Here is a 13,234-nt window from a genome sequence, read left to right as displayed (position 1 = left end):
CACGGGCGGGACCAAGCCCGCCCGTGCCGCCATTCCCCTTTCCGCGACCCCGTCCCGGGCCGCGTCAACCAGAGAGTTTCGGATGATCCAGACCATGCCACTTTCCCGCCGCGGCCTGCTGGGCGGGCTGGCCTCGACCCTTGCGCTCGCCGCCTGCAACCCGGTCAGCTATACCGCGCCCCGGGCCGAGGTGGCCGGCGCTTTCGCCGCCAATTCCCCGGCCCGCCGCGCCGGCTCCAATGCCTGGTGGGCGGCCTTTCGCGACAGGCAGCTGGACGCGCTGATCGCTGCCGGGCTCAAGCGCAATCTGGACGTGCAGACCGCCGTCGCCACCATCCGCGAGGCGCAGGCCAATGCCCGCCTGGTCGGCGCCAGCGACCTGCCGCAGGTCGATGCGCAGGGCTCGGCCGGGCGCAACCGCAACGAGACGGGCATCGTCGAAAGCAGCTCGGCCACGCTGGGCGTGTCCTGGCTGGTCGATCTGTTCGGCCAGAACCGCGCGGCGCGGCAGGGCGCCTCGGCCCGGCTGGACGCGGCCTATCTTTCGGCCGAGGTGGCGCGGTTGACCGTGGCCAGCGCCATCGCCTCGGCCTATGTCGATGCGCGCTATTACCAGGAGGCGCTGGCCCTGACCCGGCAGAGTCTGGAAAGCCGCCGCCGTACGCTGGAGATGACCCGCACCCAGGACGCCTTCGGCAGCGTCTCGCGGCTGGAGGTGTTGCAGGCCGAGCAGTTGGTGGCGCAGGCCGAGGCGGCCCTGCCCGGGCTGGAGGTCGGCTTCGACCAGTCGGTGAACCGGCTGGCCACGCTGACCGCCGGGCGCAGCGCCGATATCGCCGCGCAGCTGCGCAAGGGCGGCGGCCAGCCGCGCGCCCGCTACAGCGCCAGCGTCGGCGTGCCGGCCGACGTGGTCCGGGTGCGCCCGGACGTGCGCATGGCCGAGCGCAATCTCGCCGCCGCCGCCGCCGATGTGGGCGAGGCGCAGGCGGCCTTCTATCCCAAGCTCACGCTGTCCGGTTCGGTCACGCCGACGAATATCGCCGGCGGCGGCAGCAGCAAAAGCTGGGGCTTCGGCCCGCAGATCTCGGTGCCGCTCTTCTCGGGCGGCGCCAACCAGGCGCAGCTTTCTGCCGCGCAGGCGCGGGCGGAACAGGCGCGGCTGGCCTGGCAGGCTTCGGTGCTGGGCGCGGTCGAGGAGGTCGAGAACGCGCTGGCCGGCTACAACCGCGACGCCCGTGCCGTCGCCGCGCAGGCGCGGCTGGTCGAGAACGCGCGCGAGACGGTCGGGCTGACCCGCAGCTCTTACGAGCTGGGCGAGGCGGATTTCTTCCCGGTTCTGGATGCCGAGCGCAGCCTGCTGTCGGCCCGGCAGGAACTGGCCGCCGCCGTGCGCCAGCAGGCGTTGAATTTCGTCGCGCTCAGCGCGGCTTCGGCGGGCGGGGTGGGCCTGCCGGTTTCCTGACGGCGCCGGCCGGTCTGGCCGGCTTACGGCCCGCTTGAAAACGCGGGGGCCGAAGGGCCCCCTGCCGACTTATCGGCCGCGGCCGGTCAGGGGCCCGGAACCGGCCGCCCGTCGCACGGCACGGCGAGGGCGTGTCTACAGCGGATCGACCGCGAAGGCGGGCATTCTTTCGCCCGCGTCCAGCGCCGCCAGATAGCGCCGGCCGCAGTCCAGCGCCTCGCGGATGGTCACGTCCATATCCAGATAGCGATAGGTGCCCAGCCGCCCCACGAAGGTGACGTTCGGCTCGGCCTCGGCCCGCGCGACGTAATCGGCCAGAATCGCCTTTTCCGCCACCAGCCGGATCGGGTAATAGGGGATGTCCTCGGGCCCGCATTCGCGCGAGAATTCGCGATAGAGCACCGAGCCGTCATGCTCTTCCCAGGGCGCGAAATGCTTGTGTTCGGTGATGCGCGTCCAGGGCACGTCCACGTCGCCGTAATTCATCACCGCGCAGCCCTGCCAGTCGCCCTGGTAATCGAACCGTTCGAAATCCAGCGTGCGATAGCCCAGCCGGCCCAGTTCATAGCCGAACCAGCCGTCGATGGGGCCGGAATAGAAGACGTGATCGTAATCGCCGGCCTCGGCGCGGCTGACCGCGGTGTTCAGCCGCACCGTGATGCCGGGATGGTCCAGGATGCGTTCGACCAGGGCGGTGTAGCCGTTTTCCGGCATGCCCTGGAACCTGTGGAAGAAATAATTGTCGTCATAGTTGAAGCGCACCGGCAGCCGCTTCAGGATCGAGGCCGGCAGCTCGGTCGGTGAACAGCCCCATTGCTTCAGCGTGTAGCCCTTGAAGAAGGCCTCGTAGAGCTCGGGGCCGACGAAGCGCAGCGCCTGTTCCTCGAAGGTCTGCGGATCGCTGATCGAGCGGTCGGCCTTGCCCTCGATGAAGGCGCGGGCCTCGTCCGGGCGCAGGGTCTTGCCGAAGAACTGGTTGATGGTGTGCAGGTTCACCGGCAATGAATAGACCGCGCCCTGCGAGGTGGTCTTGACCCGGTTCTTGTAGGGCAGGAAGGTCTCGAACCCATTGACATAGTCCCAGACCTCGGCGTCGTCGGTGTGGAAGATATGCGGCCCGTAGACATGCACCATGACGCCAGTCGCCGCGTCGCGGGTGGTGTGGCAATTGCCGGCGACATGCGGCCGCGCGTCCGCCACGGTGACCTGGTGCCCGGCCTCGGCCAGCACGCGCCCGATCACCGCGCCGGACAGGCCCGCGCCCACCATCAGACAATGTTTCGCCATGGGACTCTCCGAAACGGTTGGAAATGGGGCCGGCTTATTGCGCAGCCATGTGGGTGGTGCCGGGCGCGGCGGGCGGGGCCTCGATCCCCAGCCGGGCGGTCCAGAACCCGGTGTTGGCGAGTTCCGCATAGCCCTCGCGCCATTCCGCCTTGAGGCGGGGATAGTCCCGCATCAGCCGCAAGCCGTTCCTCAGCATCCGCCAGCCTTCGCGCAGCGCGGCGCGCTTGGAATGGCGCACGGTAAAGCTTTGGCTGCCGTCGGCGCTGAGATAGGTGATCCGGGCCGCCCCCCAGGTCTGGCGGATCTGGCCGCGCTGGCTCGACCGCAGCACCAGCTGGTTGCCGTAGAGCCGGAAGAAGGGCAGCAGATGCCCGTTCAACGTGGCCTTCATCAACAGCCGCGGCAGAAGCCGGTGCGGGTTGAAGCGGATGCGCGACCGCGGCGGCCTGCCCCGAAGCGGCGCCCAGGCCTCGTCCTTGCGCAGGGCGGCGAGGGTCGCGCGCCGTTCCGCCATGTCGGCATTGGCGGCAAAGAAGGCCGGCCCGCGCATCACGTCCTCGACCGCGAGGTTCAGCGCCGCGAGGGTTTCGTAATGGCATTGGAACAGGCTGCGCAGGAAGAACCAGGCGGGCATGGTCAAGGTCTTGAACAGGCCGATATCCATTTGCGGCAGGGCGAGGTGATGCACGATATGGCTGCGCAGGTCCAGATAGAGCGTCTGCAGCGATTCCTTGTCCGAGAAATCGGCGTCCTGGAAACAGACCACCCCCGGCAGGGTCACGATGTCGAAATCGTTGGCGATCGAGAAGCTGACATCGTCGCCGCGCACGAAGAACGGGAAGGGCCGGTATTTCGTCAGGGCGACGGGAAAGGCGAAATACCACCAGCCGCCATAGAAGTTCTGCGGCTTGTCCGCGGTGGACTCCATTTCCATGCGCGAGACCTGGTCGAAATTGCGCAGGTCGGTGCCCAGCCATTGCGGCTGGCAGTGCCGTTCGAAAAGGGCGCCGCTTTCCCACAGCGCCCAGCGGTGGTTGGCCATGGTCATGCCGCCCGCCACGGCGGTCCTGGGATCGGTCGCATGGGCGAGGAAGGTCCAGGTCCGCTCGACCGCGCCCATATGGACCGAGGCGTCGTCGTCCATGAACAGGCAATGCGTGGCGCCGCGGGCCTCGGCCTCGATCAGGCCGCGGGCGAAGCCGCCCGAACCGCCGAGATTTTCGTTGTCGATGGGCGTGACATGGTCCGAGGGGCGAATCCCCGCGCTACGCCCGTTATCGACCACGATCAGGTGCAGATGCGGTGCCAGCGGCGTCTCGGCCATGAAGGACTCGAACCGGGCGACGCTGGCGCGGACCGCCTCCTCGCGCCGGAAGGTGGTGATGGACAGCGCCAGTTGCGGCTGCCGCCTGGGCGCCTGCCGGCTTTCCCAGGCGGCGCCGGCCAGCCTGCCCTCGCCAAGCGCGCGCAGCGAGAAGCAGACCAGCCCCACGGGTTCGGGCAAGAGCAGCGGGGTCAGGTCCAGCCGGGAGGGCTGGTCTGGCGTAAGCTCGACGATCTCGTTCACCGGCCGCTCCCACGAGCGTTCCGCGAGGATCTGGAACACCACGAGTTCGAACCGCCCTTCGCCCTCGAGCCGCAGGCCGAGGTCGGAAAGCCCGCAATGCCGGCGCCATTTCCCCAGGTTGAACAGGTTGGCGGCGGTGTTGAACTCCGCCAGTCCGCCAGCGGAAAAGCAGATGCTGCGCGTCGCGCCGGAATAGGCCGCCGCGCCGCCGAGTCGCATATAGAGCAGATGCTCGGTCGAGATCCCGACCTCGGGCCAGAGCAGGGATTGCAGGGTGTGAAAGGGGACAGACTCGGGCTGGATCATAACAACAGATGTCCGGTGAACTGAGCGAATTCGGAGATGGTGATTTGCCCGAGGTTGCTGGTCGGGTCTTCCCTGCGTCGTGGGGGGAAAAGGGGTGCCGGCTTGTCCGGGAAATACGTTGTCCTGACCCATTCGTTGGCGCTGGAAAAATGGGCCATGATGCGCTCGGACTGTTCACGCGAAAGACGTGCGCGCGGCTCGACCGGCAGGGTTTCGATCCGTCCTTGCAGCCTTTGCCGCAGCGGGTTGGGCTTTCCGTTCCAATGATAAGAAATAAAGGGGTGCATCTGGCGCAGGAATTCGAGCGCGGGCGCAGACAGTCCGGTATTGTCATTGGCGCTACGCCGAAGCTGCGACATGTCGGGCGGGTTTCCGGAAAACACGACATCGAAGAAATCGGTCAGGATGTCTTGGCCTACCAACTCGTCGCGGTCGAAGATGCGCACCGTTACCCGATCCCGACCGAAGGATTCATTCCAGAATTCGAGAATCCTGCGGTGGAAAATGTAGGGGACCATCACGGTATTGCCGAGCGCCTCATCGACGAAGCTGTCGAAGGTCATGCCTCCAAAACCGCGCCTCATGTACTCCCCATACATGCTGAGCAAGGCATCGTCCTGCCGCCGCAGATAGACCAGGATCCGGACTTCGTCGAAAATCTCGGAGAGAAAGGCTGCGAGATTCTGGACACCCTGCGGGCCGCTGATATTGGCTGTCAGGTTCTCGGAGGAAAGCAGGACGGTATGGATTTCTCCGTTCGCCTCGTCGATTTGCCGTCGCAGATGCGCGCTCAGCTTCGTGCCAAACTCTCTTGCCTCCTCTAGCGATTCAATACCGTAGTCGCGCGCAAAGACCGAGATATAGTTCGCACATGCATATAGCAGGCTGATGTGATTGACGTCAGGCACCAGCATGTCCGGATAGAGTATGCCATGGCCGCGCAGCCATCCCGCATTCTGGGCGCAAGTATTTTGCAAGAATGTCGAGGCGGTCTTGGGGTGGCCGATATGGCAGATCACTTTCATGGTTCAGATGGCACGCTGATGGCTGACAGGATACTTTTTGGTCCAGACGAAATCCGGTCCTTGCATCTGACGATTCGAAGAACCGCCCTGCAAGCCGGAGCCGAACTTTTCATGATCGGGGAGAGAGGGGATGCGAAGGGCTTGGGTCACAGGGTCTGGTCTCGAGCAGGGGGTTCGGGATGCGGCAGCGCCATCTCGGCCCCGCAGTCCGGGGATTTAGCCCATTATGGCAGCGGAGGAAAGCACCAATGGCTTGCTGCTTGGCCCCGGAAAGCCGTCCGCGCCGGCTTTGATGCGTTTTGCCTGCCTTCTCGTCCCATGGCCTCGAAGGCCCCGCGCGGCGGATGCCTCTGTCGGCGGTTTCCCAGGCGGGTCGGCCAGGCCGCGGCGCCCGACTGCGCTTTCCGTCCTGACCACCGGCATCACGCAATCCGGCCCGTCATGCCTCCGCGCGGGAGTGATCGCGCAGGCGATCATCGCCTATCTGGGGCGAGGGGCCGGGACGGGCCCATGGGCCGGCTTTTGCGATACGGCTTCACCCCTGGCGGCTCTGGCCGCTTGCCCCGGCGACGGTCCGCCTGCGAAGCGAACCCGTTCCCGCCCTGCGACGAACCTGCGGGTCCCCGCAAGACGCCTGTCTCCGCTGACCGCCGGCACTCGCCCCAGTTGGAGGCAGCCGACCAAAAGCAGGGCGGGCGGCCCCGGGGGAGGCGCCTGCCCGGGGCCGAAGCTTTTCATTGCATATATTCGCAATATCGAATAGACAATCTGCGAACCGGCGTGAATGCCCATCGACACATGCAGCAGAAGCGAGGCGATTCCATGGCCAATGCCCCTGAAGTGACCGGCTTTTACGAGTCCCGCACCGGTTCGGTGCAATATGTCGTGGCCGATCCGGAAACCGGGAAATGCGCGATCGTCGATCCGGTGCTGGACTATGACGAGAAATCCGGCGCCACCGCGACCATCGAGGCGGACCGCATCCTCGGTTTCATCGCCGAGAAGGGCTATGAGGTGCAGTGGATCCTGGACACCCATCCCCATGCCGACCATTTCTCGGCCGCCGACTATCTCAGGCGCAAGACCGGCGCGCCCACCGCCATCGGCGAGAAGGTGGTGGAGGTGCAGAAACTGTGGAAAGGCTATTACAACTGGCCCGACTTCCCGACGGACGGTTCGCAATGGGACAGGCTTTTCGCCGAGGGCGAAAGCTTCGAGCTCGGCAATATCCCGGCGCGCGTGATGTTCTCGCCCGGCCATACGCTGGCCTCGATCACCTATGTGATCGGCGACGCGGCCTTCGTGCATGACACGCTGTTCATGCCCGACAGCGGCACCGCCCGCGCCGATTTCCCCGGCGGCGACGCGCATGGGCTGTGGCGCTCGATCCAGGCCATCCTGGCCCTGCCGGACGACACGCGGCTCTTCACCGGCCACGACTATTGCGAGGGCGGGCGCGAGCCGCGCTGGGAATCGACGGTGGCCGAGCAGAAGACCGCAAACATCCACATGGCGCGACATCGCAGCGAGGCGGAATTCGTCGCCGCGCGCGAGGCCCGCGACCGGACCCTGCCGATGCCCAAGCTGATCCTGCATGCCCTGCAGGTCAACATCAATGCCGGGCGCCTGCCCGAGCCCGAATCCAATGGAAGGCGCTATCTTAAGATCCCGCTCGGCCTGCTGCAGGCCCCCTGGGAGTGAGAAAGGAACAAGAGATGCAGATCAATATCGGAACCCCCGAACGCGTCCTGCGGCTGATCCTCGGCGTCCTGCTGGTGGTCCTGCCGTTCCTCGTCGGGCTGTCCAGCCTGTGGACCTGGGTATCGGTGGTCGCCGGCCTGGTGCTGCTGGTCACCGGCGCGATACGCTTTTGCCCGGTCTGGTCGCTGCTGGGCATCCGCCGGGGGGGCAAGGAATGACCGAGTTCACGCCCTGGCAATCCGCCCTGGGCGGGGCGCTGATCGGGCTGGCGGCGGTGCTGCTGATGGCGCTGCACGGGCGCATCGCCGGCATGACCGGGATCGTCTCGGGTCTGCTGGGACCGGCATCCGGCCCCGAGGCAGGCGGGCGCGGCTGGCGGCTGGCCTTTCTGGCGGGGGCGGCGGTCGCGCCGCTGCTGCTGGCGGCGGTGGCGGGCATGGCGATCCCCTTCGCCAGCCCGTCGCCGCCGATCTGGACGGCGATCGGCGGCTTCGCCGTCGGGCTGGGGGCGGGCATCGGCGGCGGCTGCACCTCGGGGCACGGCGTCTGCGGCATGGCGCGGCTTTCCCGGCGTTCGGTCGTGGCCACCCTGACCTTCATGCTGGCCACCGGCGTCACCGTCCATGTCATTCGCCATGTGATCGGGGGGTTCTGAGATGCCTGTGCTTTCCGCCCTGCTGATCGGCCTGATCTTCGGCGCCGGGATCGCCGTATCGGGCATGATAAACCCGGCCAAGGTGCTGAACTTCTTCGACCTCGCCGGCAGCTGGGACCCTTCGCTGGCCTTTGTCATGGGGGGCGCCCTGGCGGTGACCTTCATCGGCTACCGCATGGTGCTGAAACGGTCCGCGCCGCTCTGCGGCGACCGCTTCCACCTGCCGGCCCGTCGCGACATCGATGCGGCTCTGGTCGGGGGTTCGGCGCTGTTCGGGATCGGCTGGGGCATCGCCGGCTTTTGCCCGGGCGGCGCGATCCCGGCGCTTGGCCTGCTGCGCCCCGAGCCGGTGGTCTTCGTCGCGGCGATGCTGGCCGGCATCGCCTTGGCGCGGCTGCTGCGCGGGCGCGGTGCAGGCCGGTCCGCCACCGGCCCGGGCCAGGGGGCGCGGGTCAGCTGCGGGGCAGGGCGCGGCGCTAATCGGCCGGCCCCGGGGGCAACGCCTCGCGCACCAGCGCGCCGCGATAACGGATGACCCTGCGGCTCAGATCGTGGGCGGCGCGGATCGCGGCGGGGATGTCGGCGCCCCGAATCCGGGCCGCCAGATAGCCCGCGTTGAAGCTGTCCCCGGCCGAGGTCGTGTCCACCGGCACCTCGCGCGGCAGGTCCTCGACCAGCCCCGCGCCCTCGTTCCCGCCATAGAGCACCGGATCGCCGCCGGCCTTGACCACGACCTGCCCGGCCCCGCAAGCGAGGTAGCGTGCCACCGTCGCCTGCGGATCGGCATCGCCGAAGAAGCCGCGCTCGTCGTCGAAGCTGGGCAGGACCAGGTCGGCGATGGCGGCGGCCGCCTCGATCTCGCGGCGCATGGTGGGGATGTCCGGCCACAGCTTGGGCCGCAGGTTGGGGTCGAAGACCACCTGCGTGCCCGCCGCACGGGCGGCCTTCAGCGCCGCGATCAGTGCGGTCCGGCCGGCCTCGGGCAGGATGCCCAGGGTGATGCCCGAGACATAGGCGATGGCCACGCCTTGCAGCGCCGCGGCCAGCGCGGCCGGATCGTCGGCCAGCCCCTTGGCCGCCGAGGTGTCGCGCCAATAGCTGAAGCTGCGCTCGCCATCCTTCAGCGAGATGGCATAGAGCGCGATCTCGCGGCTTGGGTCGCGCCCGACATGGGCGGCGTCGATTCCCTCGGCGGTCAGGAAATCGACCATCTGCTGCGAGAACTCGCCGGTGCCGACGCGGCTGCAATAGGCGACGCGCCAATCCGCCGGCAGCAGGCGGCGCAGATACCAGGCCGTGTTCAGCGTGTCGCCGGCGATGCCCAGCCGCCACAGCCCGTCCCGGCCCGAGGGCGACAGCTCGACCATCGCCTCGCCGATGGAAAGGATCGCCTGGCCGGTCACGATGCCAGTTCCTTCGCCATGGCCGCGCGCAGCCCGTCGCGGCGGATATGGGTGACGGTCCGGCGCACCGCCTGTATGAAGCCGGCATCCCCGACCAGCGCAGGCGGCGCCAGTCCCGGCAGCGCCAGGACCGAACGGGTCAGGGTCTCGTCGTCCTCGCCCGCCTTGCGGGCCAAGTCCAGCAGCACCGGGCCGCGCGGATCGTCCGGGGCCTGCTGCTGCGCCGCCAGCCAGGCCAGCCAGATCGCGGTGGCGAAGGCGAAGGGGCGGGCGTCGCCGCCGGCCTGCAGCGCCCCGGCCGCGGGGGCGAACCAGCGTTGCGGCAGCTTTTCGGTGCCGTCCATGGCGATCTGGCGGGTCTGGTGGGCGATGGCCGGGTTGGCGAAGCGCGCCAGCAGCGCCGCGGCATAGGCTTCGGGGTCGAGCCCGGCGCCCTGCGGCAGGGTCGCGCCCGCCGCCCGCATGTGGCGACGGACCAGCGCCGTCAGCGCCGGATCGGCCATGACGTCGCGGACATGGGGCAGGTCCAGCAGCTGCCCGGCATAGGCGATCAGCGAATGGCTGCCGTTCAGCATGCGCAGCTTCATCGCCTCATGGGGGCGGACGTCCTGGACGAACAGCGCGCCGCCGGCCTCCCATGCCGGGCGGCCTTGCGGGAAATGGTCCTCGATCACCCATTGGCTGAAGGGCTCGGTCTCGACGCAGGCCAGGTCGCGATGGCCGGTCAGCGCCTCGACATCGGCCAGGGTGCGCTCGGTCGTGGCCGGGGTGATGCGGTCCACCATGGTCGCCGGAAAGGCGACATGATCGGCGATCCAGCCCGCCAGGCCGGGATCGCGGCGGCGGGCAAAGCCCAGCACGCCGGCGCGCAGCAAGGCGCCGTTGTCCGGCAGGTTGTCACAGCTGAGCACCGCGAAGGGCGCGGCCCCGGCCTCGCGCCGCGCCGCCAGGGCCGCGGTGATGATGCCCAGCACGCCCTGCGGCTCCTGCGGCTGCGCCAGGTCGGCGGCCACCGCCGGATGGGCCGGATCGGCATCCATGGCGGCGCGGTCGATCCCGTAAGCCTTTTCCGAGACGGTCAGCGACAGGATGCGGATCGCCGGATCGCAGGCGGCGCGCAGGATCGCCGATGCGTCGCCGCCGATGGCCGGGCCATGCGCGCCGATCACCCGCGCCCGGTCGCTTTCGGACCGCTCCAGCACGGTGAAAAGCCCGTCCTGCGCGTTCAGCGCATCCGGGACGTCGCGGCTGCGCAGGTTGGCGCCGAGGATGCGCCAGTCGCCGCCCCCGGCCGCCAGCGCGTCGTCGGTATGAACCGCCTGATGCGCGCGGTGAAAGGCGCCCAGTCCCAGATGCAGGATGCCCATGCCATGCGCCGCGCGGTCATAGCGCGGCCGCGCGACGCCGGGCGGCAGGTCGGCCAGTCCGGTCAGGCGCGGGCTCATGGCCGCGCCCCGTGGCTCAGCGCCAGTTCGACCCCGCGCAGTTCCGCCAGGCCCTTGAGCCGGCCGATGGCGGGATAGCCGGGCTGCCCGCCGCGGCCGATATCGTCCAGGATGTCCTGCCCGTGGTCGGGGCGCATCGGGATCACGGCATCGGCGCGGCCGGCGGCGCGGCGCTTGGCCTCCTCCCGCAGGACGGCGGCGACCAGCGCCACCATGTCGGTCTGGCCGCCCAGATGCTCGTCCTCGAAGAACGAGCCCCGGATCGCGTCCGTGTCGCGGCGCACGTTGCGCAGGTGCAGGAAATGCACCCGGTCGCCCAGCCGCTCCATCATGCCCGGCAGGTCGTTGTCCGGCCGCGCCCCCAGCGAGCCCGAGCAGAGCGTGATGCCGTTCGCCGGCATATCCACGGCGGCCATGCGCTCGGCGTAATCCGCCTCGGTGGACATGACGCGCGGCAGGCCCAGCAGACCGAAGGGCGGGTCGTCGGGATGGCAGCACAGCCGCACCCCGATTTCTTGCGCGACGGGGACGACCTGTTCCAGGAAGTCGTGGAAATGCCGGCGCAGCACCGCGTCGGTGACGGGGGCATAGCTGTCCAGCAGCGTCCGCACATCGTTCAGGGTGAAATGCTCGGCCGCGCCGGGCAGGCCGAAGACCACGTTGCCGGCCAGCTCTTCGCGCCGGGCCTCGTCCATCTGGGCGAAGCGGCGGGCGGCTTCCTCGCGGACCTCCTCGGGGAAATCCTCGGCCGCGCCCTTGCGCTGCAGGATATGAATGTCGAAGGCGGCGAAATCGGTGAAGTCGAAGCGCATGCAGCGCGCGCCGTTCGGGCGCCGCCAGGCCAGATCGGTGCGGGTCCAGTCCAGCACCGGCATGAAATTGTAGCAGATCACCTCGATCCCCGCCTCCTTCAGGTGCCGCATCGAGGTGATCCAGTTGGCGACATGCGTCCGCCAGTCGCCGGTCTGGGTCTTGATCGCCTCGCTGACCGGCAGGCTTTCGACCACCTCCCATTTCAGGCCCGAGGGCGCGCCGTCGGTCATCACCGCCAGCTCGGCCTGCCGGCGGGCGATTTCCTCGGGGGACCAGACGGTCCCGGTCGGGACGTGGTGCAGGGCGGTCACAACGCCCTGCACCCCCGCCTGCAGCATGTCGTCGATCGAGACCCGATCCTTGGGACCGAACCAGCGCCAGGTATGTCGCATTCACGTTTTCCTTGTTCTTCAGGCGGCATTGCCGCGGTCGTCGGGCCACAGGCAGCCGGGACCGAAATCCTTGATGTCGTTGACGCCGCAAAGCGCCATGGTGATGTCCATTTCGCGGCGCAGGATGGCCAGTGCCGCCTCGACGCCCCTTTGCCCCATGGCACCCAGCCCATAGGTGAAGGCGCGGCCGACAAAGACGCCGTTCGCACCGCTGGCGATGGCCTTCAGCGCCTCCTGTCCCGACTGGATGCCGCCGTCGAGATAAAGCGGAAAGTCCGTGCCGACCGCCCGGCGGATCGCGGGCAGCGTGCGGATGGTCGAGGGGGCGCCGTCCAGCTGCCGCCCGCCATGGTTCGAGACCAGGATCGCGTCGCAGCCGGTATCCAGCGCGCGCCGCGCGTCCTCGGGGTCGTTGATGCCCTTGAGGATCACCGGCCCGCCCCATTTGCGGATGATCTGCTCGACCCGATTCCAGTCCAGCCGCTGGTCGAACTGGCGCGCGGTCCAGTCCATCAGGTCGCCCAGGCTTTCGACGCCCCGGGCATGGCCGACGATATTGCCGAAGCTGCGCCGGCGCGTGCCCAGCATCCCCAACGCCCAGCGGGGATGCAGGGCGATGTCGATCAGGTTCGGCAGCGTCAGCCGGGGCGGCGCGGTCATGCGGTTCTTCAGATCCTTGTGGCGCTGGCCCTGGATGGTCAGGTCCAGCGTCAGCACCAGCGCCGTGACCCCGGCCCGGCGGGCGCGGTCGAGGATGTTGTCCAGGAACTCCTCGTCCCGCAGGGTGTAGAGCTGGAACCAGAACGGCGCCCCCGTCGCCTGCGCGATATCCTCCAGCGAGCACATCGACATGGTCGATAGCGTGAAGGGCACGCCGGCGGAATGCGCGGCGCGGGCGGCGTGGATCTCTCCGTCCGGGTGCTGCATGCCCAAAAGGCCCACCGGAGCCAGCGCCAGGGGCATCGAGACCGGCTGGCCCAGCATGGTGGTGGCAAGGCTGCGGGATTCGATGTTCCGGGCCACGCGCTGGCGCAGCAGGATGCGTTCGAAATCGGCGCGGTTGGCGCGATAGGTGCCGCCGGTCCAGGCGCCGACATCCACGTAATCGTAGAACATGCGCGGGACGCGCCGCCGGTGCAGGCGGCGCAGATCCTCGATCTCGGTGATGACCGGCATGA

Annotated in this window: 11 protein-coding genes and 1 pseudogene; 5 read left to right on the top strand and 7 right to left on the bottom strand. The window is 68.6% G+C overall.

Going from position 1 to position 13,234, the window contains the following annotated elements; genetic code table 11:
• Positions 1-94 precede the first annotated feature (94 nt).
• Positions 95-1,462, top strand: a complete 1,368-nt coding sequence (locus PARJ55_RS0115760; RefSeq protein WP_232215724.1) for an efflux transporter outer membrane subunit — start codon at positions 95-97, stop codon at positions 1,460-1,462.
• A gap of 135 nt (positions 1,463-1,597) precedes the next feature.
• Here PARJ55_RS0115760 and PARJ55_RS0115755 read toward each other — a convergent pair whose 3' ends face one another.
• The 3 genes from PARJ55_RS0115755 to PARJ55_RS24335 are packed head-to-tail and all read right to left on the bottom strand — an operon-like array spanning position 1,598 to position 5,647.
• Positions 1,598-2,749, bottom strand: a complete 1,152-nt coding sequence (locus PARJ55_RS0115755; RefSeq protein WP_028713913.1) for a UDP-galactopyranose mutase — start codon at positions 2,747-2,749, stop codon at positions 1,598-1,600.
• 34 nt (positions 2,750-2,783) lie between these two features.
• Entirely contained in the window at positions 2,784-4,622 is a 1,839-nt protein-coding gene (locus PARJ55_RS22305; protein ID WP_051416306.1) for a glycosyltransferase, read from the bottom strand.
• Positions 4,619-5,647: a hypothetical protein gene (locus tag PARJ55_RS24335; protein ID WP_028717316.1), complete on the bottom strand. Its 1,029-nt coding sequence runs from the start codon at positions 5,645-5,647 to the stop codon at positions 4,619-4,621. The genes PARJ55_RS22305 and PARJ55_RS24335 overlap by 4 nt, the downstream gene beginning before the upstream one ends.
• An 822-nt stretch (positions 5,648-6,469) precedes the next feature.
• Here PARJ55_RS24335 and PARJ55_RS0115740 point away from each other — a divergent pair.
• The 4 genes and pseudogenes from PARJ55_RS0115740 to PARJ55_RS22300 all read left to right on the top strand — a co-directional run.
• Complete coding sequence (locus PARJ55_RS0115740) at positions 6,470-7,348, top strand: MBL fold metallo-hydrolase (RefSeq protein WP_028713911.1); 879 nt, start codon at positions 6,470-6,472, stop codon at positions 7,346-7,348.
• Positions 7,349-7,362: 14 nt separating this feature from the next.
• Complete coding sequence (locus PARJ55_RS0115735) at positions 7,363-7,566, top strand: DUF2892 domain-containing protein (RefSeq protein WP_028713910.1); 204 nt, start codon at positions 7,363-7,365, stop codon at positions 7,564-7,566.
• The gene (locus tag PARJ55_RS0115730) at positions 7,563-8,003 is read left to right on the top strand and encodes a YeeE/YedE family protein (RefSeq protein WP_028713909.1); all 441 of its coding nucleotides are present in this window, start codon (positions 7,563-7,565) and stop codon (positions 8,001-8,003) included. Before PARJ55_RS0115735 ends, PARJ55_RS0115730 begins: the two co-directional genes overlap by 4 nt.
• Before the next feature lies 1 nt (position 8,004).
• Positions 8,005-8,418, top strand: a pseudogene (locus tag PARJ55_RS22300) (DUF6691 family protein); the annotation flags it as partial.
• Between the two features lie 61 nt (positions 8,419-8,479).
• Here PARJ55_RS22300 and PARJ55_RS0115720 read toward each other — a convergent pair.
• From PARJ55_RS0115720 to PARJ55_RS0115705, 4 genes are read right to left on the bottom strand one after another with little or no spacing between them, the layout of a single operon-like run.
• Positions 8,480-9,406 (bottom strand): sugar kinase, encoded by a 927-nt coding sequence (locus tag PARJ55_RS0115720; RefSeq protein ID WP_028713908.1) that lies wholly within the window; start codon positions 9,404-9,406, stop codon positions 8,480-8,482.
• Positions 9,403-10,851, bottom strand: coding sequence for a mannitol dehydrogenase family protein (locus tag PARJ55_RS0115715; RefSeq protein ID WP_028713907.1), 1,449 nt, complete (start codon positions 10,849-10,851; stop codon positions 9,403-9,405). Before PARJ55_RS0115715 ends, PARJ55_RS0115720 begins: the two co-directional genes overlap by 4 nt.
• Positions 10,848-12,056 carry a mannonate dehydratase gene (gene uxuA / locus PARJ55_RS0115710; RefSeq protein WP_028713906.1) on the bottom strand — a complete coding sequence of 403 codons (1,209 nt, stop codon included), beginning with the start codon at positions 12,054-12,056 and terminating at the stop codon, positions 10,848-10,850. Before uxuA ends, PARJ55_RS0115715 begins: the two co-directional genes overlap by 4 nt.
• A gap of 18 nt (positions 12,057-12,074) precedes the next feature.
• On the bottom strand, positions 12,075-13,232 hold the full coding sequence (locus tag PARJ55_RS0115705) for an alpha-hydroxy acid oxidase (protein WP_028713905.1): 1,158 nt from the start codon (positions 13,230-13,232) through the stop codon (positions 12,075-12,077).
• Positions 13,233-13,234 lie beyond the last annotated feature (2 nt).

The sequence above is a fragment of the Paracoccus sp. J55 genome (genome assembly GCF_000513975.1).
Classification (GTDB): Bacteria; Pseudomonadota; Alphaproteobacteria; order Rhodobacterales; family Rhodobacteraceae; genus Paracoccus.
The sequence above is the reverse complement of the archived record's forward strand: the minus strand, read 5'-3'. Positions and strand labels throughout refer to the sequence as shown.